Source organism: Pseudomonas frederiksbergensis (genome assembly GCF_035751725.1).
GTDB lineage: Bacteria > Pseudomonadota > Gammaproteobacteria > Pseudomonadales > Pseudomonadaceae > Aquipseudomonas > Aquipseudomonas frederiksbergensis_A.
The window spans coordinates 1,561,376-1,584,890 of sequence record NZ_CP142104.1; the positions used below are offsets into that span (position 1 = coordinate 1,561,376).

Genomic DNA, 23,515 nt, shown 5'->3' on the forward strand with positions numbered 1-23,515 from the left:
CACTATCGCGAGCAAGCTCGCGATGGTGGCCTATCAGGCGACGCAGGGTTCGCCTTCTCCCGCCAACCGCCGGTTCAACTGAAACCGCCAGCGCACGTACAGCAACGCCGAGCAGAACACCGCAACGCTTGCTGCCATCTCCAGCAAGCCGAACACATGCCGGTTCGGATCGTAGGCGGCCAGCGCTCCCTTGATGAAGTAGAGATTGACCACGAAGCACATCCAGGAATGCCCGCGTGGGCTACCGCTGAGCATGCCCGGCGCGAGGATGAGCAGGGGCACCAACTCGATCAGCAGGATGACCCACGGGCGCGCGCCGTGCAGGTCGGCGACCAGCAGGTAATACGCGCTGAGCAACCCCACCAAACCGAAAAAGCACAGCAGGCTCAGCACACGGGCGATGCGTACGCGCGGTTCCAGCCATTGGATGGGGGGCAGGATTTTCGGCTTCTTAGCCACGGCCGTTCTCCAGCAGCAGGGCGGTTTTCGCCAGGCGCAGGCCCAACGCTCGGCACAGCTCGACTTCATGCGTGTTCAAGCCGCTTTTACCGTCGGCGCCAGCGTGATGGCTCGGGCCGTAGGGCGTACCGCCACCCTGGGTGTCGATCAAGGCCGATTCGCTGTAGGGCAGGCCGGTGATCAGCATGCCGTGATGCAGCAGTGGCAGCATCATCGACAACAGCGTGGTTTCCTGGCCGCCATGCAGGCTCGCGGTAGAAGTGAACACGCCGGCCGGCTTGCCCACGAGGGCGCCGGTCAGCCACAGGTTGCTGGTGCCGTCGAGAAAGTACTTGAGCGGCGCGGCCATGTTGCCGAATCGGGTCGGGCTGCCCAGGGCAAGGCCGGCGCAGTTCTTCAGGTCATCGAGCGTGGCGTAGAGTGGGCCCTGCTCAGGAATATCCGGCGACACCGCTTCGCATTCCGTGGAAATCGCCGGCACCGTGCGCAACCTGGCTTCCAGCCCGGCTTGCTCGACGCCACGGGCAATCTGCCTGGCCATTTCGTTGGTGGAGCCGCTGCGGCTGTAATACAACACCAGGATGTACGGCGTGGTCACGGCAGGATCTCCAGGATCTTTTCCGGTGGACGGCCGATCACGGCTTTGTCACCGGCTTCGAGGATTGGCCGTTCCATGAGCTTCGGGTGGGCAGCGATGGCATCAATCAGGTCGTCCTGGCTCAGGCTCTGGTCAGCCAGGTTCAAGGTTTTGTATTCGTCCTCGCCGGTGCGCAGCAATTGCCGCGCACTGATGCCGAGCTTGCCCAACAAGCGCTTCAGCTGCGCGGCATCGAGCGGGGTTTCCAGATAACGGACCACGGTGGGCGCCAGGCCACGGGCCTCCAGCAGTTCCAGCGCACCGCGGGATTTCGAGCAGCGCGGGTTGTGATAAAGCGTCAGGTCGGTCATGAGCAGGTCGCATCTTGCGTAAGGTGGCGGCTATTCTACTGTGCACCGCGGCGCCTAGCACCTGATGGGCACCCAGCGTTCATATTTCAGACAAGGAACGACACATGACAAGGCGATTGGCGGCGGCACTGACATTCATCGGCATTTTGTTGCTCGCCGGCTGCGGAAACGACTACGGGGTTGATCAGAACGGCCAGCCGATTGCTTCGCAACGGTTGGACAAGCAATGGGTGGTCCTCAATTACTGGGCCGAATGGTGCGCACCCTGCCGCACTGAGATTCCGGAATTCAATGCGCTGGCTGAACAGCTCAAGGGGCGCAACGTGGGCGTGTTCGGCGTCAATTTCGACCAGGTGCAGGGCGAAGAACTCAAGAGCGCCAGCGACAAGATGGGGATTCGCTTCAGCGTCCTGGCCCAGGACCCGGCCGAATTCTTCGATATTCCTCGCAGCGAAGGATTGCCGGTGACGTACATCATCGACCAGCAGGGCAAGGTGCGCGAGCAACTGCTGGGCGAGCAGACGGCGGCGGCGGTGATGGCGAAGCTCGAGGCGTTGCAGGCGCTGAAATAGTGGGGCTTTTGTGGCGAGGGAGCGAGCTCCCTCGCCACTGCTTGGTCAGGCCTGGCCTCAACCTTCTTCCAGCCACCACCGCAGCGGCTTGCCCTGGGCCGGCCAGAACCGCATCTGCTCGATGGGGGAGACGTCCCAGCGTTCGACCTTCTCCAGCGCCCGCAAGAAACGCGTCTCCTGTTCCATGACCGCCGGGGAACAGAGTTTGCGGGTACTGCCGATCTTGCCGAAACTCAGCCGGTCGCCCTTCAAGGTGTAAGGCGCGAACCAGTGGTTGCAGCCGGCATTGCCATAGGCTCGGCCATCATCGCCGAGGGTGATGGTCAGGTGGCTGTAGTCCATCAATGGCCGCTCGCCGATCCATTCAAGGATGTAGCTGCGGTTTTGTTGCAGCTGCACCGGCTCGCTGGCGCAACCCATCAGGCCGGCGCCGATCAGCGCCGCCAGGACCAGGCCTTTCATCAAGCGGCTTCCTGGCATTGAGGGCACAGATGCTTCTCGCCAGCCGTTTTCCAGCCCAGCTCGGCGATGCGCGCGTTGGCGGCCGGTTTCTGGGCCTTGGTGCCGAGCTTGGCATCGACGGCGAATTCGAAGCTCAATTGCTTGGCGCAGCGGTCGCAATCGACCTGCCAGGTGTGGATCGCCAGTTCGCCGAACACCGGGCCGGTGGTCATGGCGGTCCACTGGCCCATCGGCTTGAGCAAATGGCGGACGGTGTCCACGGTCAGGCGCATGGACAGGTCCTTGCTGCCCTTGAGGGTCACGAGCAATACGTCGTTGGCCTGGATCGAACCGCCATTGCCGGTGACCTGGTAACGGCCCGGCGCCAGTGCGCGGACCTCGGTCAAGGTGTGCTGTGGGTTCATCAGGGTGTAGCGGAAATCGTGTTCGGCCATGGGTCCTCCAAATAGGCGCGACATGCTAGCACGGGGCATGGCTTGGGCATGGACTCGATGAAAGATCGGCCGACGAAACTGCATCCGCTATGGGAGGTTTGACTCAGCTATCCACCAGGTTTTGCGGCGCGCCGGCCGCCCAGGCCGCAATGTTGTCCAGGGTGGTGGTGGCAATCGCCGCCAATGCTTCGCGAGTCAGGAACGCCTGGTGCGCGGTGACCACAACGTTGGGGAAGGTCAGCAGCCGCGCCAGTACGTCATCCTGCAAAGGCAGGTTGGAGCGGTCCTCGAAGAACAGCTGGGCCTCTTCTTCATAGACATCGAGCCCCAGATACCCCAGATGACCGCTCTTCAGCGCCTCGATCAAGGCCGGTGTTTCCACCAGGCCGCCACGGCCGGTGTTGATCAACATCGCGCCGCGCTGCATGGTTTCCAGGGAACGGGCATTGATCAGGTGTCGGCTCTGTTCGTTGAGCGGGCAGTGCAGGCTGACGATTTGCGCGTGTGCCAGCAAATCTTCCAAGGACACGTAGCGAGCGCCCAGGGCTTCGACACGGGGATTGGGGAACGGATCGTACGCCAGCAACTGGCAGCCGAAACCGGCCATGATCCGGGCGAAGGTTGCGCCGATCTGGCCCGTGCCGATCACCCCGACGGTCTTGCCCACCAGGTCGAAACCGGTCAACCCGTTGAGGCTGAAGTTGCCATCCCGGGTGCGGTTGCAGGCGCGATGCAGGCATCGGTTGAGGGCCATGATCAGCGCCACGGCGTGTTCGGCCACGGCATGGGGCGAATAGGCCGGTACCCGGACAATGCTCAATCCGAGGCGTTTGGCGGCGGGCAGGTCCACATGGTTGTAGCCGGCCGAACGCAAGGCGATCAGTCGCGTGCCGCCCTCGGCAAGCCGTTCCAGCACCGGGGCGCTCAGGTCGTCGTTGATGAAGGCGCAGACCACTTCGTGCCGTTCGGCCAGGGCCACGGTGTCCAGGTTCAGGCGGGCGGGTTGAAATTGTAGCGCCAGGCCTGCGGGTAAAGGCGCGCTGCTGAAACTGTCGCGGTCATAGCTCTGGCTGCTGAAAAGAATGGCACGCATGACGGCCTCCTGGCGTTGGGATGGAACCAGCCTAGCAGCCCTTGCGCCGGTAACCATTGCCCTGGGTCAGGCGCTGACGCGTGCCTCTTCGGCCAGGCGATCAATGGCGCGCTCCAGATCTTCTAGGGCCTCTGCCGCTTTGGGGTCCTGTTGCTTGAGCAGGGTTTCGCTGCGCTGGCAGGCGGCGCGCAATTGCGGTACGCCGCAATAACGCGTGGCACCATGCAGGCGATGGACCCGCTCAATCAGTGCATGGTGATCATTGGCTTCGCTGGCCTGGCGAATCGCTTCGCGGTCGGCTTCCAGGGAGGCCAGCAGCATCGCCAGCATGTCCGCGGCCAGGTCGGCCTTGCCGGCGGCCAGGCGCAGGCCTTCTTCGTGATCGAGCACCAGCAGTTCACCGCTGCCGTGGACGGCCAGCCCGCGGTCCGACACTTGGTTGCGCAACGCCAGGCCGGTCCATTTGAGCACGACCTGGGCCAACTGCCGCTCGCTGATGGGTTTGGTCAGGTAGTCATCCATGCCGCTTTGCAGCAAGGCACGTTTCTCGTTGGCCATGGCGTGGGCGGTGAGGGCGACAATCGGCAGCGGCGTGCAGTGCCGCTCGCTTTCCCACTGGCGAATTGCCTCGGTGGTCTGGCGGCCGTCCATGCCAGGCATCTGCACGTCCATCAAGACCAAGTCGAAGGTTTCCTTTTGCACGGCCTTGACCGCGGCATAGCCGCTTTCCACCGCCAGCACCCGCGCGCCCATGTCCTCGAGCAGGGTCTGCACCAGCAACAGGTTGGCCGGGTTGTCGTCCACGCACAGTACTTTCGGGGCGCGGCTGGGCACCGGTTCGCTGGGTTCGTTGCGCGGTGGACGCGGGTTGACCAGATCGGACAGCGAGCGCCGCAACTTGCGTGTGCAGGCCGGCTTGGCCTGCAACTGGCTGTGGGGGTTGGGAACGGAGAGGTGATACAGCGTCTGCTCGGTGGTCGGGCAGAGCACGAGGACCTTGCAGCCCAGGTGTTCGAGATCCCAGATGTGCTGGTTGAGACGCTCCGGTGGCACCTCATTGCTGGTAATGCCCAGCACCGCCAGATCGATGGCCTGGTCGGTCTGGTGAGCAACCGTGACCCCGTTGGTCAGGTTCTCCAGTGTGTTGAACGGCGTGACTTGCAACCCACAATCCTCCAACTGGTGCTGCAAGGCCTGGCGGGCCAATTCGTGATTTTCCAGGACGGCCACGCGTCGGCCCAGCAGTGGCGGCCCCGGCAGGTCCTCGGCATCATCGCGGGTCTTGGGCAGGCGCAGGCTGATCCAGAACTCGGAACCTTCGCCCGGGGTGCTGTCCACGCCGATCTCGCCGCCCATTTGTTCCACCAGCCGCTTGGAAATCACCAAGCCCAGGCCAGTGCCGCCGGGTTGCCGGGACAAGGAGTTGTCGGCCTGGCTGAACGCCTGGAAAAGCGCCCGTACGTCTTGGGCAGAGAGGCCAATGCCGGTGTCCTGGATGCTGATGCGCAATTGCACGCTGTCTTCATGTTCTTCCTCGAGCATGGCGCGAGCGACGATGGTGCCTTCACGAGTGAACTTGATCGCGTTGCTCACCAGGTTGGTGAGGATCTGCTTGAGGCGCAGCGGATCGCCTACCAGCGACAACGGCGTGTCGCGGTAGACCAGGCTCACCAGTTCCAACTGCTTGGCGTGGGCGGCGGGGGCGAGGATCGTCAAAGTGTCTTGCAACAGGTCCCGCAAGTTGAACGGGATGTTGTCGAGCACCAGCTTGCCAGCCTCGATCTTCGAGAAATCGAGGATCTCATTGATGATCCCGAGCAGGCTGTCGGCGGATTTTTCGATGGTGCCCAGGTAATCGAGCTGGCGCGGAGTCAGTTCGCTTTTCTGCAATAGATGGGTGAAACCGAGGATACCGTTGAGCGGTGTGCGGATCTCATGGCTCATGTTCGCCAGGAACTCGGATTTGATCCGGCTGGCTTCCAGGGCCTCCTTGCGGGCCAGGTCCAGCTCGATGTTCTGGATCTCGATGGTTTCCAGGTTCTGGCGCACATCCTCGGTGGCCTGGTCGATGCTGTGCTGCAATTCTTCCTGGGCATTCTGCAAGGTGCCGGCCATGCGATTGATGCCCGACGCCAATTCGTCCAGCTCCTGGCTGCCCAGCGGCGGCAAGCGGGTTTCCAAGTGGCCGTCCTTGAGCTGCGCCACGGCTTGCTTGATCTGGCTCAGCGGACGGTTGATCGTGCGGCCCATGCGCAGGGCCAGCAGCGCGGTCAGGCACAAGCCGGCGCCGATCAACAGCAGGCTGGCAAACAGGCTGCGATAACCACGCAGCAACATGCCGCTGTGGGACAACTCCAGCTCTACCCAGCCGAGCAGGCGGTCGGCTTCTTCGGGAATCAGTTCGCCGGCCAGGTTGCGGTGCTTGCCGAACACCGGCAGCAAGTAGCGGGTGGCATCGTTGCCGGTGCGTTGCAGCAGTTGGGTACTGTTGCCCTCCGGTGCCCGGTTGAGCATGGTCGGGCCGGCATGGGCCAGGGGCGCGCGGTCGGGGGCCAGGAAGGTCACGGCGCGCACATCCGTTTGCTCGAGTGATTGGGTGGCGACTCGCTCCAGCAGTTCGATGTCCTGGCGGCTCAGCGCAGGTGCGACCAGCGGTGCCAGCTGCTCGGCGATCATCTCGCCCCGTTGCAGTAACTGGGCGTGCAGGTCCGATTGCTGCATCCAGGTGAAATAGCCGCCCAGGACCAGCGCCATCAGGCTGGTCGGCAACAGGGTCAGCAACAGCACACGGCCTTTGATTCCCAGTTTCTTGAGCACACTTGTCTCCTGCATCCAGCGGTCTGATTGAACTGTGCGCGCATCCGGCACGCATTACCTGCGCAGTGTAGCGATTCGCGGGCGAGCCTTCTCCGTAAAATTCGTGTCCCCGTGCATACGAAACACGGTTTTCGCCTCTGCGCCGGACGTTGTCGTTGTGGCGAGGCGAGCAGGCTCCTTCGCCACGGGGGTGGGATCCGATTGCCAATCGCTTATTCCCAGAAGCCATAATCCCCTTACTTTGCGTGATATGGCCTCGCCGGGTTTGCCGGTATGATAGGCGCCCCCGCAGCCCGGATTGCGAATACGCCATGACTTTGCAGTACCCCACCATCGCCGATTGCGTCGGCAATACTCCGCTGGTTCGCCTGCAGCGCCTGCCCGGTGCGACCAGCAATACGCTGTTGCTCAAGCTCGAAGGGAATAACCCGGCGGGTTCGGTCAAGGACCGCCCGGCGCTGTCGATGATCACTCGCGGTGAGTTGCGCGGGCAGATCCAGCCCGGCGATACGCTGATCGAGGCGACGTCCGGCAACACCGGCATCGCCCTGGCGATGGCGGCGGCGATCAAGGGTTACAAGATGATCCTGATCATGCCCGACAACTCCAGCGCCGAGCGCAAGGCCGCGATGACGGCCTACGGCGCCGAGTTGATCCTGGTGACCCAGGAGCAAGGCATGGAAGGCGCCCGGGACCTGGCCGAGCGCATGCAGGCCGAAGGCCGGGGCAAGGTGCTCGATCAGTTCGCCAACGGTGACAATCCCGAGGCCCACTACACCACCACCGGTCCGGAGATCTGGCGCCAGACCGACGGCACGATTACTCATTTCGTCAGCTCGATGGGCACCACTGGCACCATCATGGGCACGTCGCGCTATTTGAAAGAACAGAACCCGAACGTCCAGATTGTCGGCTTGCAACCGATGGAAGGTTCGGCGATTCCCGGTATTCGCCGCTGGCCCCAGGAATACCTGCCGAAGATCTACCAGGCCGAGCGCGTGGACCGCATCATCGACATGGCCCAGAGTGAAGCCGAGGACGTGACCCGTCGCCTGGCGCGTGAAGAAGGCATCTTCTGCGGCGTGTCCTCGGGCGGTGCCGTGGCGGGAATGCTGCGCTTGTCCAGGGAGGTTGAGAATGCAGTGATCGTCGCGATCATCTGCGACCGTGGCGACCGTTACCTGTCGACCGGCATTTTCGACGCGCCCAACTGATGGCCAAGCAAGATAGAGGCTTGCGCTTCCAGCCCAGCGGCGGAAGCCGGGCCCCGCAAGTGCCCACCGGTAAAAAGCAGCGCCTGACCATTGAACGCTTGGCCAATGACGGCCGCGGCATTGCGTTCGTCGATGGCCGTACCTGGTTCGTCCTCGGCGCCCTGGCGGGTGAGGAGGTCGAGGCGCGGGTGCTCGGTGCCCACGGCAAAGTGGTCGAGGCGCGTACCGAGCGGGTGTTCCTGTCCAGTGAACTGCGCCGCCCAGCGCCGTGTATCCATGCCGGTCGTTGCGGTGGCTGCAGCGTCCAGCATTTGCCCCATGACGAACAACTCGCCCTGAAACAGCGCATGCTCGCCGAGCAACTGTCGCGGGTCGCCGGGGTCGAGCCGGATGAATGGGCCGCACCGTTGAGCGGGCCGGAGTTCGGTTATCGCCGTCGCGCCCGGGTAGCGGTGCGTTGGGACCAGAAGGCGAAAAAACTCGACGTGGGTTTCCGCGCCGCCGGCAGCCAGGACATCGTTGCCATCGGTGATTGCCCGGTGCTGGTACAGCCCTTGCAGCCGATCATGAGCCGCCTGCCGGAAATGCTGCGACGTTTGAGCAAACCCCAGGCGCTGGGGCATGTGGAATTGTTCGCAGGTTCGTCCCTCGCGGTATTGCTACGCCACATGGCGCCGTTGTCGGAAGCCGACCTGACGATCCTCAAGGACTTCTGCGCGTTCCACGAAGCCCAATTGTGGCTGCATGGCGAAGGTGAGCCGCAACCGGTCGATCCCGGGCAATCCCTGGGATATCGCCTGGAAACCTGGGACCTGGACCTGGCTTACCGGCCAGGGGATTTCATCCAGGTGAACGCCGCCGTCAACGAAGCGATGGTCGCCCAAGCGTTGCAATGGTTGGCGCCGCGCCCCGAGGAACGGGTGCTGGACCTGTTCTGCGGCCTGGGCAATTTTGCCTTGCCGCTGGCCAGGCAGGTGCGCGAAGTGGTGGCGGTGGAGGGCGTGCAGACCATGGTCGAGCGTGCTGCCGCCAACGCCATCAGCAACAATTTGCATAACACTGCTTTTTTTCAGGCCGATTTATCCCAGCCATTGGCGGGTGCCGAATGGATCGGCGAAGGCTTTTCTGCGGTACTCTTGGACCCACCCCGTGACGGTGCTTTCGAGGTGGTGCGCAAGCTGGCATCCCTCGGGGCCAGACGGTTGGTTTATGTATCGTGCAACCCGGCAACTTTGGCGCGGGATACGGTCGAACTGATCAAGCAGGGCTACCGGTTAAAACGTGCCGGGATTCTCGATATGTTTCCTCAAACGGCGCATGTCGAGGCCATGGCGTTATTTGAAGCGAGCCAGGATGGCTTGTCCGACTGACCCGCTCGTGCCAACCCGCCACAGCCCTGGGCGGGAACACGGGCAGCGAAGGTCAGCGAAGTTGACGCATTGAATCTGCGTCGTAGGGAAGGTAGGTAAAGATGGTACAGGTGAGAGCACACCAGCCGATCAACACTGACGGCAGTATCAATCTCGAGGCTTGGCTCGATCACGCGGTCAGTATCGACACGGCACTGGATCGCGAGGCCTTGAAGGCCGCCTGCGAGTTCGCTCGCGAGGCGGAGCAGCAACACAATGCGGCGAAGAACCTGTGGTCCGAAGGGACGTCGAGTTTCCAGACGGGCCTCGAGATTGCCGAGATCCTCGCCGACCTCAAGCTGGACCAGGATTCGCTGGTCGCCGCAGTGCTTTATCGCGGTGTCCGCGAAGGGCAGATCCAACTTCCGGTTGTCAGCCAGCGTTTCGGAACCGTGGTCGCCAAGCTGATCGATGGCGTGTTGCGCATGGCGGCGATCAGCGCCAGTCTCAGCCCGCGCCAGTCCATGGTACTGGGCACCCAGGGCCAGGTGGAAAACCTGCGCAAGATGCTGGTGGCGATGGTCGACGACGTGCGCGTCGCGCTGATCAAGCTGGCCGAGCGCACCTGCGCCATCCGTGCCGTGAAGTCCGCCGATGACGAAAAGCGCAATCGCGTTGCCCGGGAAGTCTTCGACATCTACGCGCCCTTGGCCCACCGTCTTGGCATCGGTCACATCAAGTGGGAGCTGGAGGACTTGTCCTTCCGCTATCTGGAACCCGACCAATACAAGCAGATCGCCAAGCTGCTGCACGAGCGGCGCCTGGATCGCGAGCGCTTCATCACCGATGTGATGACCCAACTGCGCGAAGAGTTGCAGGCCACCGGCGTCGAAGCCGACATCAGTGGCCGGGCCAAGCACATCTACTCGATCTGGCGCAAAATGCAGCGCAAGGGCCTGGAATTCAGCCAGATCTACGACGTTCGCGCCGTTCGCGTGCTGGTCCCTGAAATGCGCGACTGCTACACCGCGCTGGGGATCGTCCATACCTTGTGGCGGCATATTCCGAAGGAGTTCGACGACTACATCGCCAACCCGAAGGAAAACGGCTACCGCTCGCTGCACACTGCGGTGATCGGTCCGGAGGGCAAGGTATTGGAAGTGCAGATCCGCACCCATGCCATGCACGAGGAAGCCGAGCTGGGCGTTTGCGCCCACTGGAAATACAAGGGCACCGACGTCAAGTCCGGGTCCAATCACTACGAAGAGAAAATCTCCTGGCTGCGCCAAGTGCTGGAATGGCACGAGGAACTCGGCGACATTGGCGGCCTGGCCGAACAGTTGCGCGTCGACATCGAGCCGGACCGGGTCTACATCTTCACCCCGGACGGCCACGCCATCGACCTGCCGAAAGGCGCGACGCCGCTGGATTTCGCCTACCGCGTCCACACCGAGATCGGCCACAACTGCCGTGGTGCCAAGATCAACGGGCGGATCGTGCCGCTCAACTACAGCCTGCAGACCGGTGAGCAGGTCGAGATCATCACCAGCAAGCACGGTACGCCAAGCCGCGACTGGCTGAACCCGAACCTGGGCTACATCACCACCTCGCGGGCACGGGCGAAAATCGTCCATTGGTTCAAACTGCAGGCCCGTGACCAGAACGTCGCGGCCGGCAAGACCTTGCTCGAACGCGAGCTGAGTCGCCTGGGCCTGCCGCAGGTGGACTTCGACAAGCTGGCCGAAAAAGCCAACATGAAGACCGCCGAGGACATGTTCGCCGCCCTCGGTGCCGGCGACCTGCGCCTGGCGCAACTGGTCAACCTCGCCCAACAATTGGTGGAGCCGGAGCGCGGCAACGAGCAACTGGAGCTGATTCCACGCAAGGCCACCGGCTACAAGCCAGGCAAGCGCGGCGATATCCAGATCCAGGGCGTGGGCAATCTGATGACCCAGATGGCCGGCTGCTGCCAGCCATTGCCGGGGGATGCGATTGTCGGCTACATCACCCAGGGGCGCGGCGTGAGCATTCACCGCCAGGACTGTGCCTCGGTGCTGCAACTGGCCGGTCGGGAGCCGGAGCGGATCATCCAGGTCAGCTGGGGCCCGGTGCCGGTGCTTACCTATCCGGTGGACATTGTCATCCGCGCCTACGACCGTTCCGGCTTGCTGCGTGACGTGTCCCAGGTGTTGCTGAACGAGCGCATCAACGTGCTCGCGGTCAATACCCGTTCGAACAAGGAAGACAACACTGCGCTGATGTCCCTGACCATCGAGATTCCGGGGCTGGATGCGCTGGGGCGGCTGCTGGGGCGGATTTCCCAGTTGCCGAACATCATCGAGACCCGGCGTAACCGGACGCCGGGTTAAGCGCTGGTTGTCTTGGTTTATGTGGGAGCAAGCTCCCACAGTTTTTTTGTGACGGGATCGATTGATGTACAGCCTCGAAGACCTGCTCCACCTGATGAACCGCCTGCGGGACCCGCAGTACGGTTGCCCCTGGGACATCAAGCAAACCTACGCCACCATCGTCCCTCATACCTTGGAAGAAGCCTACGAAGTGGCCGATGCGATCGAGCGCGGCGATTTCGATCACTTGCAAGGTGAGTTGGGCGACTTGCTGTTTCAGGTGGTGTACTACAGCCAGTTGGCCCGGGAAGAGAACCGCTTCGAATTCGCCGGCGTGGTCGACAGCATCACCCGCAAGCTGATCCGTCGCCATCCCCACGTGTTTCCTACTGGTGACCTGTATGCACCCGTGGATATCCCGCGCCTGAGCGAAGAGCAGGTCAAGCAGCGCTGGGAGGAAATCAAGGCAGAAGAACGCGCCGAAAAGGCGTCGGCCCCCGAACAGTTGTCGCTGCTCGATGATGTACCGGGAGCGCTGCCGGCGTTGTCCCGCTCGGCGAAGTTGCAGAAGCGTGCGGGACAGGTGGGTTTCGACTGGCCGGGACCCTTGCCGGTGCTCGACAAAGTCCGCGAGGAGCTGGATGAAGTGCTCGAAGCCATGGCTGACAACGATCCGGCAGCCATCAGCGACGAGATCGGCGATCTGCTGTTCAGTGTGGTGAACCTGGCTCGCCACCTCAAGGTCGACCCGGAAACCGCGCTGCGCGATGCCAACGGGAAATTCGAGCGGCGGTTCCGATTTATCGAACAGGCATTGCGCGACACCCGTCGTCCCATGGAAGATTGCACCCTCGAAGAGTTGGACGCCTTGTGGGGCGAAGCCAAACGTCAGGAAAAGAATTTGCCCAGCTGTGGCTGAGGCCGTTGCCTAAGTGAGTAAGCACCATGAGCCTTTCCCTTCGCGACCAGTTGCTTAAAGCAGGGCTGGTCAACCAAAAGCAGGCCAAGCAGGTCGGCAAAGAGAAACAGAAACAGCAGCGCCTGGCCCACAAAGGCCAGATCGAACTGGATGATTCCCAGCAGCGGGCGGCGCAGGAAGCCATGGCCGAAAAGGTCAAGCGCGACCAGGAACTCAACCGCCAGCAGCAGGAGAAGGCCGAGCAGAAGGCCCGTGCTGCACAGATCAAGCAATTGATCGAAGTCTCGCGCCTGCCGAAGCTGACCACTGACGACTACTACAATTTTGTCGACGACAAGAAGGTCAAGCGCATCTGCGTCAATACCCTGATGCGCAACAAGCTGAGCAGTGGTTCCCTGGCGATCGTCCACCATGCTGGCGGTTATGAAGTGATCCCGCGCGAGGCTGCGCTGAAAATTCAGGAGCGCGACCCCAAGCGCATCGTCCAGCTCAACACCCAGACCGAAGAAGTGGATGCCGATGATCCGTACGCGGCTTATCAGATTCCTGATGACTTGATGTGGTAAGCAGGGCGCAGTGTCATTGAGTTGAAACACAGAAACCTGTGGGTGCGAGCAAACTCGCTCCCACAGGTGTTTTATGCGGTTCAGGATTGCGCGGTCTCGCGCAAGCGCTGCCTTTCCTCTCGCTCCAGCTCAGCCTTGTAGCTGTGGGCGTCTGTTTCGGAGTGGAACATCCCCACCAGCAAATCCTGTTGATGCACGTCCCAGATCCGGATGCCGGCGGCAATGCCTTCGTGGGACATGTGAGCGTCGTCGCGTTCAGTTACTTTCACAGTCATCTTGCAAGCTCCAATCTCTGTTATCTGCAGCAAGGCGTGTGCAGGACTTTGTTATAGGTTTGGATAGCGTGCTAAGTAAATGCCCCGGTGCGTTAAGAAGTTTTCATGAAAAGTGAAACGATCCGGCAGGCCAAGTAGTGCGCGGCATTCGGTCGCAGGTGGCGTTCATGAAGAAGTTTTCATGTCGTCAAGCGGACGCCAGATCCTGTGGGGGGCCTGAATTCAGGTATAAAAAAGCCCCGCATTCGCGGGGCTTCTTGCTATCGGCGTGGATCAGCTGCCTTTCACGGCCTTGCCGTTGACCGTGCCGTCCTGGAGCATGATGTTGTACTCCTTGCCGTCGGTCTCGACCTGTTGCAGGCGCACCAGCAGGTAATCCCAGTCCTTGGCGAACCAGAGCACGGTGATGCGCTTGCTCTGTGTCGGGTCGCGTACGCGCTCGACCTTGATCGCGTCGATCTGGCCGGCCTTGGTGTCGACTTTCTCCGAGCCCAGGACGCGGAAATCATAGGTATCAATCTCGCCATCATCGACGACCTGATAACTCATGCTTTTCTTGCCGGCCGCCACATCGTGCTGAAGCGCCAGCTGATAGGTGGATTTGTCGACCATGCCCCGGTTCAGCGGAATCTTGACCGCGTCACCGCGATCAGTGCCGGTGACCATCTTGGTGTTCCAGTCGAAATCCAGGTCAGCCTTTTTCGCCTTGCCCAGGCCGCCGCGCTCGAAGTGATAGGACTGCGGCAGGAGGGTGTCCTTGTCAAGGGTCAGGGTGCTTTCTTCGGTCAGGCTGGCGATCATCATCGAAGCCTTGAAGCTCAGCTTCCAGGTGCCGTTGGCTTCCTTGGTCAGGCTGCGCTCGGCGGTGCCGCTCATGGGCAACTGCTTCCAGTCGGCGGTGTAGCTGGCGGAGAACGGTTGAAGGTCTGCGGCCTGTGCCAGTGGCAAGGCAAGCAGAGCGCAAGCGAAGAGCAGGGCGCGACGCATAAAATCTCCTAGTATCGAATCAAATGGCCGCTGGCGGCGAGCAACTGGCCGTCCAGTGAGGCTCCCCGATCATCGAGGGTCAGCCGGCCTTCGGCAAACCAACGCACGGCCATCGGGTAGATCTGGTGCTCGCGGGCATGAACCCTTTGCGCCAGGCTTTGCGGCGTGTCGTGCAACTCTACCGGTATTACTGCCTGTACGACCAGTGGTCCACCATCGAGTTCCTCGGTGACGAAGTGCACCGAGCAGCCATGCTCCGTGTCTCCGGCCTCCAGCGCGCGCTGGTGAGTATGTAACCCTTTGTATTTGGGCAACAGCGAGGGATGGATATTGAACAGGCGTCCCTGGTAGTGACGCACGAAGCCGGGGCTGAGGATGCGCATGAAGCCGGCCAGGACCACCAGTTGCGGATCGAACGCATCGATCTGTTGGACCAGCGCGGCATCGAAGGCTTCGCGGCCCTCGAACGCCTTGTGATCCAGGACGCGGGTGTCGATACCTGCGTCCTTGGCACGTTGCAGGCCGTAGGCATCGGCGCGGTTGGAAATCACCGCGCGGATACGGACCGGGCTGTCGCCGGTCCGTGTGCTGTCGATCAGGGCCTGCAGGTTACTGCCGGTGCCGGACAGCAGCACCACGACGTTACAGGTTGCAGGCATCTGCTCGTGCATCAATGTGCCTTAAGATTTTTCAGCTCGACCTGTGCGGCGCCTTCGGCCGCAGTGGCGATCTGGCCGATGACCCAAGGTTGCTCACCGGCTTCACGCAATACGTTCAGGGCAGTCTCGACGTGCTCCTGGGCCACGCAGATGACCATGCCCACGCCGCAGTTCAGCACGCGGTGCATTTCGGTTTCATCGACGTTGCCTTTCTCTTGCAGCCAGTCGAACACGGCCGGGCGGGTCCAGCTCGCCACGTCGACCACCGCCTGGGCGCCTTTTGGCAGTACGCGCGGGATGTTGTCCAGCAAGCCGCCACCGGTGATGTGGGCCATGGCCTTGACGGCACCGGTGTCCTTGATCAGCTTGAGCAGAGGCTTGACGTAGATACGGGTCGGGGCCATCAGCAGGTCGGCCAGCGGCTTGCCGTCGAGCTGGGTGTTCTCGATGTCGGCGCCCGAGACTTCGATGATCTTGCGGATCAGCGAGTAGCCGTTGGAGTGCGGGCCGGAGGACGGCAGGGCGAGCAGGGCGTCGCCGGCGGCAACTTTCGAGCCGTCGATGATCTCGGCTTTCTCAACGACGCCGACGCAGAAACCGGCCAGGTCGTAGTCTTCGCCTTCGTACATGCCAGGCATTTCAGCGGTTTCGCCGCCCACCAGGGAGCAACCGGACAGTTCACAGCCAGCGCCGATGCCGGTCACCACCTGGGCAGCGGTGTCGACGTTCAGCTTGCCGGTGGCGTAGTAATCGAGGAAGAACAGTGGTTCGGCGCCGCACACCACCAGGTCGTTCACGCACATGGCGACCAGGTCGATGCCGATGCTGTCGTGCTTGTTCAGGTTCAAGGCCAGGCGCAGCTTGGTGCCGACGCCGTCGGTGCCCGAGACCAGCACCGGTTGCTTGTAGCCGGCCGGGATCTCGCAGAGGGCGCCGAAACCGCCCAGGCCGCCCATGACTTCCGGGCGCGCAGTGCGCTTGGCGACGCTCTTGATGCGTTCGACCAATGCTTCACCGGCGTCGATGTCCACACCGGCGTCCTTGTAGCTCAGGGAGGGTTGCTTGCTCATGATCCAGGCCTTTAAAGGGGGGAATTCTGGGTAACGACCGATCGCCGGGGCCCTTGAATAACCGTTGTATGAATTATTCCGGATGCCCAGCCAATGCCGGTCTGCGAAGGCGCGCGATTTTATCAGGCTTGAGGGGCAGCGGCCATCCTCGTGCCGACGGGCAGGGACATATCCTTGGAAAAAAACCGATATTTCTTCTGTTGGTACTGCGTGGCGCGTCTGTATAAGGTGTAGCGGTAAGCGACTATGGTTGTGGCAGCGTCGAAACTTGCATCGGGCGGCTGAATGTTTTGCCAGGTGCCGTGTCACAGCCATGCTCAGTCTTCTCCACACGGCCGGTGCCAGCCGTTATGTCCGGGAATTTTCCATGCGTCTGTTCAAACTCTTGTCTGTTGGCTGCCTGTCGCTGATCAGCCTGGCGAGCCATGCCGAAACCCTCAACAACCTTTATCAGGTACGTGAACCGGTCAGCAGCCAGGCGCCGGATGAGCGTAACCAGGCAACGTTGCGAGCGCTGGATACCTTGGTGCTGCGCCTGACCGGCGACGCCAAGGCCGCGCAGAGCCCTGGCCTGGCGGCGATCCGCAAGGACCCGCAACAAATCATTCTTCAATATGGCTACGAGGCCGGTCCGCCGGAAAGCCTGCAGGTGGATTTCGATCCCGCCAGCACCGACCGCGCGTTGCGTTCGGCGGGGTTGTCGCTGTGGGGGGCCAATCGGCCCTCGATCCTGGGGTGGTGGCTGAACGACTCGGCGGAGGGTTCCAGCCTGGTGGGGGATGGCCAGGCCAGTGCCACGCCGCTGCGCCGCGCCGCCCAGCACCGGGGATTGCCGCTGCACCTGCCGCTGGCGGACTTGAGCGAGCAGATTGTCGCCACCGCGCCGAACCTGGAAGGCAATGACCCGGCGCCGTTGCGCGAGGTGTCGGAGCGTTATGGTTCCGACGCGTTGTTGGCGGTCCACGCCAAGGAAGAGGGCGGCCAGTGGCAAGCGACCTGGCGCCTGTGGCTGGGTGACCAGCGCGAGCAGGGCAGTGCCCAGGGTGGCGACCCTGCGGCACTGGCCGATGCCGTGATGTTGGCGGTGAGCCAGCGCCTGGCGCCGCGCTTCGTCGCCAAGCCGGGCGTGGCGACCGAACAGTTGCTCGAAGTGCAGGGCATGAATCTGGAACGTTATGCGGCGCTGGGGCGTCTGCTTGAACCGTTTGGAGGGCAGTTGCAACGGGTCGAAGGCGACGTGATCGTCTACAAGGTCAATGGCAGCGCGGAACAGTTGAAGGCGCAATTGGCCTTGGCCAAGCTGCAGGAAATGCCCGTCGGTGAAATTGTCGTGCCGCCACCTGTGGCCCAGCCAGCGGCCGATGGGGCAATTTCGCCGCAACCGACGCCAGCGCCAGCGCCGAACCTGCGGTTTCGCTGGTAGGATTTCTTCCTTTATAGAGTCAGGAGTGGTTCATGGGCGATACGCGGCGTTGGTTCTGGTTGGGTGGGGTCGCCCTGCTGGTTGCGTTTATCTATTTGCTGCACCCGATCCTCACGCCATTCCTGGTTGCGCTGCTGTTGGCCTATCTGTTCGATCCGGTGGTGGATCGCCTGGAAAAGCTCGGCTTGTCCAGGACGTGGGGCGTGGTGGCGGTGTTCGCGCTGTTTACCTTGATCGTCAGTGCGCTGTTGCTGGTACTGATCCCCATGCTCGCCAAGCAACTGCTGCGCCTGTATGAGCTGGCGCCGCAGATGCTCGATTGGCTGCAACACAGCGCGGTGCCATGGGTGCAATCGAAACTGGGGTTGGCGGACGGCTTCTGGAAGTTCGACAAGGTCAAGGCGGCCATCAGCGAGCACATGGGCCAGACCACCGACATCGTCGGGGTGGTGCTGACCCAGGCCACGGCGTCGAGCCTGGCGTTGATCGGCTGGCTGGCAAATCTGGTACTGATTCCCGTGGTGGCCTTCTATCTGCTGCGGGACTGGGACCTGATGATGGCCAAGATCCGCAGCCTGCTGCCGCGTCACCGCGAAGAACGCATCATGACGCTGACCGGTGAATGCCATGAAGTGCTGGGGGCGTTCGTGCGCGGGCAATTGCTGGTCATGGTCGCGCTGGGCTTTATTTATGCGGCGGGGCTGATGTTGGTGGGGCTGGAGCTGGGGCTGTTGATCGGCCTGATCGCCGGCCTGGCGGCCATCGTCCCGTACATGGGGTTTGTGATTGGCATTGGCGCGGCATTGATCGCCGGGTTGTTCCAGTTCGGCGGCGATCTCTACCCGATGATTGGCATCGTGGCAGTATTCATGGTCGGGCAGGCCCTGGAGGGCATGGTGCTGACGCCGCTGCTGGTGGGCGACCGCATTGGCCTTCATCCGGTGGCGGTGATCTTTGCGATCCTGGCGGGCGGAGAGTTGTTCGGCTTCACCGGGGTACTGCTGGCGTTGCCGGTTGCGGCAGTCATCATGGTGCTGGTGCGCCATATGCACGATTTGTACAAGGATTCGGACATCTACAGCGGCATTGAAGACCCCGACCTGTAGTGTGCAGGGCGCACGGGGTGTCAGGGAAACTGGCGCTCCGCGCCCTTGCCGCTGCAAACCTTTGATTTTGCTCGTGGTCCGGCGCATTGTGCGGTCCGCGTCACGGGTATAAACTTTGCGAACTTTACACAGAGGCCACTAATGGTTCCTTTGGAACCGTTCAGTCAGCATGAAACCGATTCAGCTGCCCCTTGGTGTGCGTCTGCGTGATGACGCCACCTTTATCAACTACTACCCAGGCGCCAATGCCGCTGCACTCGGCTATGTCGAGCGGCTTTGCGAAGCCGACGCCGGCTGGACCGAAAGCCTGATCTATCTGTGGGGCAAGGACGGAGTAGGGCGTACGCATCTTCTGCAGGCCGCGTGCCTGCGGTTCGAACAACTGGGCGAACCTGCGGTGTACCTGCCGCTGGCGGAACTGCTGGATCGCGGCGTAGAAATCCTCGACAACCTTGAGCAGTACGAACTGGTCTGCCTGGACGACCTCCAGGCCGTGGCCGGCAAGGCTGACTGGGAAGAGGCGCTGTTTCATCTGTTCAATCGGTTGCGCGACAGCGGCCGACGCTTGCTGATCGCCGCGTCGACCTCGCCACGGGAGTTGCCGGTGAAACTGGCGGACTTGAAATCCCGCCTGACCCTGGCGCTGATTTTCCAGATGCGCCCGCTTTCCGATGAAGACAAACTGCGCGCGCTGCAACTGCGCGCTTCCCGGCGTGGCCTGCACCTGACCGACGAGGTCGGGCATTTCATCCTCACCCGAGGCACTCGCAGCATGAGCGCATTGTTCGAGCTGCTCGAACGCCTCGACCAGGCCTCGCTCCAGGCGCAGCGCAAGCTGACTATTCCTTTTTTGAAAGAAACCCTGGGTTGGTAGAACCGTCACCCGTAGTGGCCGATAGCCTGTTCCGGACGCGGCGAAACCTGCGGTCCTGCTGGGTGACAGGCCACATGACGTTCAAAATGGGCTTAAGCGCTTAGATGTAAACGTAAAACCGAGAAGTCACATTTGCACCGATTGAATTTGCAAATGAGGTTGATAGAAGGCATAGTCTCGCCATCTTTACTACTTCAGCCACGGTCGTGCCCATGCTAAATCGCTTCGCACCCCTCGTGCCTCTCGCACTCGTTACCCTGTTGTTCGGTTGCGCTGCCCACTCCCCGGTGTCCCAGCAAGCACAACAACCACAGGTCAAGAACACTGTAACCGCCCAGTCTTCCTCCGTAGCGTTCCAGGAAGAAGTGGCCTCCGATAAAGAGCTGGCAGACTTTGCCGGCAGCAAGCCTTATCAGCTTCCGGTGCTGGCAGACAGCATCCTGGAACGAGGCATGTCCCTGATCGGCACTCGTTATCGTTTTGGCGGTACCTCTGAAGCCGGCTTCGATTGCAGCGGGTTCATCGGCTACCTGTTTCGCGAAGAGGCGGGTATGAACCTGCCACGTTCCACTCGCGAAATGATCAACGTGAAGGCTCCGCTGGTCGCTCGCAACCAGCTAGAACCCGGTGACCTGCTGTTCTTCAGCACCAATGGTCGTCGCGGTCGCGTCAGCCACGCCGGTATCTACCTGGGCGACAACCAGTTCATCCATTCCAGCAGCCGCCGCAGCGGTGGCGTGCGGATCGACAGCCTCGGCGACAGCTACTGGAGCAAGACCTTCATCGAAGCCAAGCGCGCCCTCGCCATGGCTCCAACCGTGGTCACGGCTCGCAAGTAAGCACACAACTTGTAAGGCAAACTTAAAGTCTTACTTGAAGTTTGCCCCATAGCCGCTAGAATCCTTGATCATTGATTGATGGCAATCCGCCTGCGTACTGCGCGGGCGGATTTGTTTTCATCTCCACGGCAGAAAAGCCGCATCCAGATCAGGATTGTTCTGCATATGTCGACGTCGGCCCGCCTCGCTCTGATTGTTCTTGCCGCGCTGCTCAGCGCCTGTGCCAGTCGCACTCCACCGCCCGCGCCAGTGCGCGCTCCGGTGGTATTCGCACCCTCCCAGACTTTTTCCCCCGCTGCTGAAGACGTGCTTTTCCGCGCGCTGGGCCTGGTGGGGACGCCCTACCGTTGGGGCGGCAATACGCCGGATTCAGGCTTCGATTGCAGTGGCTTGATCGGTTATGTGTACCGTGACGCCGCCGGGATCTCCTTGCCGCGTTCCACTCGCGAGATGATCAGCATGCGCGCGCCGCAGGTCGGCAAAGACGCATTGCAGACGGGCGACCTGGTGTTCTTCGCCACCAACGGCGGTTCCCAGGTCAGCCATGCCGGGATTTACGTGGGCGAGGGACGTTTCGTCCATGCGCCTGCCACGGGCGGGACGGTCAAGCTCGACAGCTTGTCCAAGGCCTATTGGCAGAAAGCGTATTTGGGGGCCAAGCGTGTATTGCAGCCGGAGCACCTGGCGCGCAATCCATAGGTTTGCTGATGGTCATTTGGCTGACACCCGCCAGATCTTGTTTCCCACGTCATCGGCCACCAGCAACCCACCCTGTTTATCGATCACCACGCCCACCGGCCGGCCCTGGGCCTTTTCGTCTGCGTTGAGAAAACCCGTCAGCACATCCACAGGCTGCCCCTCCGGCTTGCCCGCCTTGAACGGGACGAAGATCACTTTGTAGCCGCTGTGGGGCTTGCGATTCCAGGAGCCGTGTTGCCCGACGAAGGCGCCCTCCATAAACGGCGCGGGCAACGTGCTGCCTTCGGCGAAAGTCAGTCCCAAGGACGCAGTGTGAGGGCCGACGGCATAGTCGGGCGCGATGGCCTTGGCCACCAGCTCGGGGTTCTGTGGCTCGACCCGGACGTCGACGTTCTGCCCGTAATAACTGTAGGGCCAGCCATAAAAGCCGCCGTCCTTCACTGAGGTGATGTAGTCCGGCACCAGGTCACTGCCAATCTCGTCCCGTTCGTTGACCGCCGTCCACAATGCGCCGCTGCGAGGCTCCCATGCCAAGCCGTTGGGGTTGCGCAGGCCTGAGGCGAAGATGCGGTGACTGCCGGTAGCCCGATCCACCTCCCAGATGGCCGCACGACCTTCTTCCGCTTCCATGCCATTTTCCGCGACGTTGCTGTTCGAGCCGGTGGTGACGTACAGCTTGCTGCCGTCTCGGCTGGCGATCACGTTCTTGGTCCAGTGGTGGTTGAGCGTGCCGCCGGGTAAATCGACGACCTTGGTGGGTTGTGCCTTGATCTGCGTTTCGCCTTCTTTATAAGGGAAACGGATCAACCGGTCCGTGTCGGCCACATACAGGTCAGTGCCCACCAGCGTCATGCCGAACGGTGAATTGAGGTTTTCCAGGAAAATCGTCCGGGTCTCGGCGACGCCGTCGTGATTGGCGTCCCGCAGCAGGGTGATGCGATTTGGGCTGGGGACGCCAGCGCCGGCACGGTCCATGACTTTTTTCATCACCCAGCCACGGATGCCCTGGGTATCGTCGGGCTTGGGCGGGGCGTTGGTCTCGGCCACCAGCACATCGCCGTTGGGGAGCACGTAGAGCCAGCGTGGATGATCCAGGCCTTCGGCAAAGGCCACTACCTGCAGGCCTGGCGCCGGCGTTGGCTTGGCGCTATCCGGCCAGCCGACGGCTTCGGCGATATTCACCGTAGGCATCAGGGTCTTGTTCGGCTCGGGCAGTTTCGGTGACGGGCCGATGCCGTCGGAAACCTGCAAGGTCGACGACTCGCCGCAAGCGACAAGCCCTGTGGCAAGGGCGGCGATCAACAGGTGGTTTGGCTTGAGCATGCGGGCTTCCCTATGAGTGCATGTGGTTACTCATAGAGAAGCGTAGACGTGGGATGGTTCAATAGCGGGGCTGCCAGCCAATCAAGCGATCCTTGTCGGCAGAATCAGCCATGAGCCTGCTTGAACAGCACGGCGATCCCCGGGTGATAGTGGCCGGCCTCGTTGCGCAACTTGCGGTAGGCATATGGGAAATACCAGGCCACGGCGCAGGTGTTTTCCTTCTGCAGGTCGTCGATCATGTCCTGCAACTCTTCTGGCGTGGCGCTTTGCTGGGCTTTTTGCGGGGCGACGAACAGGCAGCCCAATTTCAGGTCGCTGGCGTAGCTGATGCGCTTGGCGTCGCTGGTGGCTTCCAGCAAAGGTTGGGTCAGGTTCAGGTTGTTGACCTTCGGCCAGCGTTGCGTGGCCTGGATGAAGGCGCGCTCATCGCTGCTGGCGATCAACAGGTCGGCGCTGACGTTGCGTTCGCCTTCTTCATTCTGTTTGCGGGTCGCTGCGCCCTGGAGCGTGACCATCTCCGCCATCCAGGCGGCGGCCGCCAGCAATCCGAGATTGGCTTTTTCATTGTGCCAATAGGGCGTGTCGTTATCGCCGCGCACGGCGTTGTATCGGTCGATACAATCAAACCAGCGTTCCAGCACTGGGCGCAGGAATTCCAGCTTCGGATTGCTGATGATCATGCCTTGCATGTGAATTGCCCTCTTGTTCTTGTGATATCGGGTCGTAATGTCTATTTGATATCACTTGCGTCAGCTTCACACAAGATTGACGTCAGTTTATTGATCCCGGCCAATATCCGTCGTGGTGCCCATCGCGGCTTTAATTGACGCTCCACCCCCAACCCTCTAACCTTCGCGGCTTGTTTCAGGTGCTCTATGGCAACGGCCGATAGGGTGAAACAGGGAAGCCGGTGCGTACATGCAAACCCGGCGCTGCCCCCGCAACGGTAAATGAGTCAACGCTGCGCTTGTGGCCACACAGGCCCCCGCCACTGTGTCGAATGACATGGGAAGGCGCGCAGCCAGGCATTACGCCGCTCATGAGCCCGGAGACCGGCCTGATTCATCCAACGGCATCAC

24 protein-coding genes and 1 riboswitch are annotated in these 23,515 nt (G+C 61.8%); of the genes, 11 read left to right on the forward strand and 13 right to left on the reverse strand.

Translation table 11 applies throughout. The features are described from left to right. Nucleotides 1-33 precede the first annotated feature (33 nt). The 3 genes from VQ575_RS06870 to arsC are packed head-to-tail and all read right to left on the reverse strand — an operon-like array spanning nt 34 to nt 1,407. On the reverse strand, nt 34-459 hold the full coding sequence (locus VQ575_RS06870) for a DUF2069 domain-containing protein (protein ID WP_039591899.1): 426 nt from the start codon (nt 457-459) through the stop codon (nt 34-36). Continuing rightward, nucleotides 452-1,057 carry an NAD(P)H:quinone oxidoreductase gene (wrbA, locus tag VQ575_RS06875; protein WP_045156686.1) on the reverse strand — a complete coding sequence of 202 codons (606 nt, stop codon included), beginning with the start codon at nt 1,055-1,057 and terminating at the stop codon, nt 452-454. Before wrbA ends, VQ575_RS06870 begins: the two co-directional genes overlap by 8 nt. Next, nucleotides 1,054-1,407 carry an arsenate reductase (glutaredoxin) gene (arsC, locus tag VQ575_RS06880; protein ID WP_039591901.1) on the reverse strand — a complete coding sequence of 118 codons (354 nt, stop codon included), beginning with the start codon at nt 1,405-1,407 and terminating at the stop codon, nt 1,054-1,056. Before arsC ends, wrbA begins: the two co-directional genes overlap by 4 nt. 104 nt (nt 1,408-1,511) lie before the next feature. Between arsC and VQ575_RS06885 the strand changes: the two genes are divergently transcribed. Next, entirely contained in the window at nt 1,512-1,979 is a 468-nt protein-coding gene (locus tag VQ575_RS06885) for a TlpA family protein disulfide reductase (RefSeq protein WP_039591902.1), read from the forward strand. A gap of 57 nt (nt 1,980-2,036) precedes the next feature. Here the strand turns inward: VQ575_RS06885 and VQ575_RS06890 are convergent, their stop codons facing one another. The 4 genes from VQ575_RS06890 to VQ575_RS06905 all read right to left on the reverse strand — a co-directional run bounded on the left by VQ575_RS06890 (nt 2,037) and on the right by VQ575_RS06905 (nt 6,785). Then, nucleotides 2,037-2,441 (reverse strand): META domain-containing protein, encoded by a 405-nt coding sequence (locus VQ575_RS06890; protein WP_039591903.1) that lies wholly within the window; start codon nt 2,439-2,441, stop codon nt 2,037-2,039. Next, the gene (locus tag VQ575_RS06895; protein ID WP_039591904.1) at nt 2,441-2,875 is read right to left on the reverse strand and encodes a hypothetical protein; all 435 of its coding nucleotides are present in this window, start codon (nt 2,873-2,875) and stop codon (nt 2,441-2,443) included. Before VQ575_RS06895 ends, VQ575_RS06890 begins: the two co-directional genes overlap by 1 nt. Before the next feature lie 103 nt (nt 2,876-2,978). Next, nucleotides 2,979-3,968, reverse strand: a complete 990-nt coding sequence (locus tag VQ575_RS06900) for a 2-hydroxyacid dehydrogenase (protein WP_325919348.1) — start codon at nt 3,966-3,968, stop codon at nt 2,979-2,981. Nucleotides 3,969-4,034: 66 nt separating this feature from the next. Next, nucleotides 4,035-6,785, reverse strand: a complete 2,751-nt coding sequence (locus tag VQ575_RS06905) for a response regulator (RefSeq protein ID WP_039591906.1) — start codon at nt 6,783-6,785, stop codon at nt 4,035-4,037. A gap of 311 nt (nt 6,786-7,096) precedes the next feature. Between VQ575_RS06905 and cysM the strand changes: the two genes are divergently transcribed. From cysM to VQ575_RS06930, 5 genes are all read left to right on the forward strand, one after another. Continuing rightward, the gene (gene cysM / locus VQ575_RS06910) at nt 7,097-7,999 is read left to right on the forward strand and encodes a cysteine synthase CysM (protein WP_045156682.1); all 903 of its coding nucleotides are present in this window, start codon (nt 7,097-7,099) and stop codon (nt 7,997-7,999) included. Beyond that, nucleotides 7,999-9,369, forward strand: coding sequence for a 23S rRNA (uracil(1939)-C(5))-methyltransferase RlmD (gene rlmD / locus VQ575_RS06915; RefSeq protein WP_198725472.1), 1,371 nt, complete (start codon nt 7,999-8,001; stop codon nt 9,367-9,369). Before cysM ends, rlmD begins: the two co-directional genes overlap by 1 nt. Before the next feature lie 101 nt (nt 9,370-9,470). After that, entirely contained in the window at nt 9,471-11,717 is a 2,247-nt protein-coding gene (gene relA, locus VQ575_RS06920) for a GTP diphosphokinase (RefSeq protein ID WP_030142406.1), read from the forward strand. A gap of 64 nt (nt 11,718-11,781) precedes the next feature. After that, a complete protein-coding gene (gene mazG / locus VQ575_RS06925; RefSeq protein WP_039591909.1) occupies nt 11,782-12,615 on the forward strand; it encodes a nucleoside triphosphate pyrophosphohydrolase in 834 nt (277 codons plus the stop codon). Between the two features lie 26 nt (nt 12,616-12,641). Next, nucleotides 12,642-13,181, forward strand: a complete 540-nt coding sequence (locus tag VQ575_RS06930) for a DUF2058 domain-containing protein (RefSeq protein ID WP_039591910.1) — start codon at nt 12,642-12,644, stop codon at nt 13,179-13,181. A gap of 80 nt (nt 13,182-13,261) precedes the next feature. On the opposite strand, the gene VQ575_RS06935 is transcribed toward VQ575_RS06930, so the two are convergent. From VQ575_RS06935 to purM, 4 genes are all read right to left on the reverse strand, one after another. After that, nucleotides 13,262-13,456: a hypothetical protein gene (locus VQ575_RS06935; protein WP_039591911.1), complete on the reverse strand. Its 195-nt coding sequence runs from the start codon at nt 13,454-13,456 to the stop codon at nt 13,262-13,264. A 273-nt stretch (nt 13,457-13,729) separates the two neighbouring features. Next, on the reverse strand, nt 13,730-14,443 hold the full coding sequence (locus tag VQ575_RS06940) for a DUF3108 domain-containing protein (RefSeq protein WP_030142402.1): 714 nt from the start codon (nt 14,441-14,443) through the stop codon (nt 13,730-13,732). Nucleotides 14,444-14,451: 8 nt separating this feature from the next. Then, entirely contained in the window at nt 14,452-15,102 is a 651-nt protein-coding gene (gene purN / locus VQ575_RS06945) for a phosphoribosylglycinamide formyltransferase (RefSeq protein ID WP_039591945.1), read from the reverse strand. Between the two features lie 11 nt (nt 15,103-15,113). Continuing rightward, complete coding sequence (gene purM, locus VQ575_RS06950; protein WP_003204658.1) at nt 15,114-16,172, reverse strand: phosphoribosylformylglycinamidine cyclo-ligase; 1,059 nt, start codon at nt 16,170-16,172, stop codon at nt 15,114-15,116. Between the two features lie 367 nt (nt 16,173-16,539). Here purM and VQ575_RS06955 point away from each other — a divergent pair, with 367 nt between their 5' ends. The 5 genes from VQ575_RS06955 (at nt 16,540) to VQ575_RS06975 (ending at nt 21,113) form a co-directional block, all read left to right on the forward strand. Further along, the gene (locus VQ575_RS06955) at nt 16,540-17,595 is read left to right on the forward strand and encodes a DUF2066 domain-containing protein (RefSeq protein WP_325919869.1); all 1,056 of its coding nucleotides are present in this window, start codon (nt 16,540-16,542) and stop codon (nt 17,593-17,595) included. Nucleotides 17,596-17,627: 32 nt separating this feature from the next. After that, nucleotides 17,628-18,701: an AI-2E family transporter gene (locus VQ575_RS06960; protein ID WP_039591913.1), complete on the forward strand. Its 1,074-nt coding sequence runs from the start codon at nt 17,628-17,630 to the stop codon at nt 18,699-18,701. A 169-nt stretch (nt 18,702-18,870) separates the two neighbouring features. Further along, nucleotides 18,871-19,575, forward strand: a complete 705-nt coding sequence (gene hda, locus VQ575_RS06965) for a DnaA regulatory inactivator Hda (protein WP_003178999.1) — start codon at nt 18,871-18,873, stop codon at nt 19,573-19,575. Between the two features lie 212 nt (nt 19,576-19,787). Further along, nucleotides 19,788-20,414: a C40 family peptidase gene (locus VQ575_RS06970; protein ID WP_039591914.1), complete on the forward strand. Its 627-nt coding sequence runs from the start codon at nt 19,788-19,790 to the stop codon at nt 20,412-20,414. 165 nt (nt 20,415-20,579) lie between these two features. Next, a complete protein-coding gene (locus tag VQ575_RS06975; protein WP_039591915.1) occupies nt 20,580-21,113 on the forward strand; it encodes a C40 family peptidase in 534 nt (177 codons plus the stop codon). 12 nt (nt 21,114-21,125) lie between these two features. On the opposite strand, the gene VQ575_RS06980 is transcribed toward VQ575_RS06975, so the two are convergent. After that, complete coding sequence (locus VQ575_RS06980; protein WP_325919349.1) at nt 21,126-22,436, reverse strand: PQQ-dependent sugar dehydrogenase; 1,311 nt, start codon at nt 22,434-22,436, stop codon at nt 21,126-21,128. A gap of 104 nt (nt 22,437-22,540) precedes the next feature. Continuing rightward, entirely contained in the window at nt 22,541-23,125 is a 585-nt protein-coding gene (locus tag VQ575_RS06985; protein WP_039591917.1) for a hypothetical protein, read from the reverse strand. Nucleotides 23,126-23,285: 160 nt separating this feature from the next. Further along, nucleotides 23,286-23,511, forward strand: a riboswitch (cobalamin riboswitch). Nucleotides 23,512-23,515 lie beyond the last annotated feature (4 nt).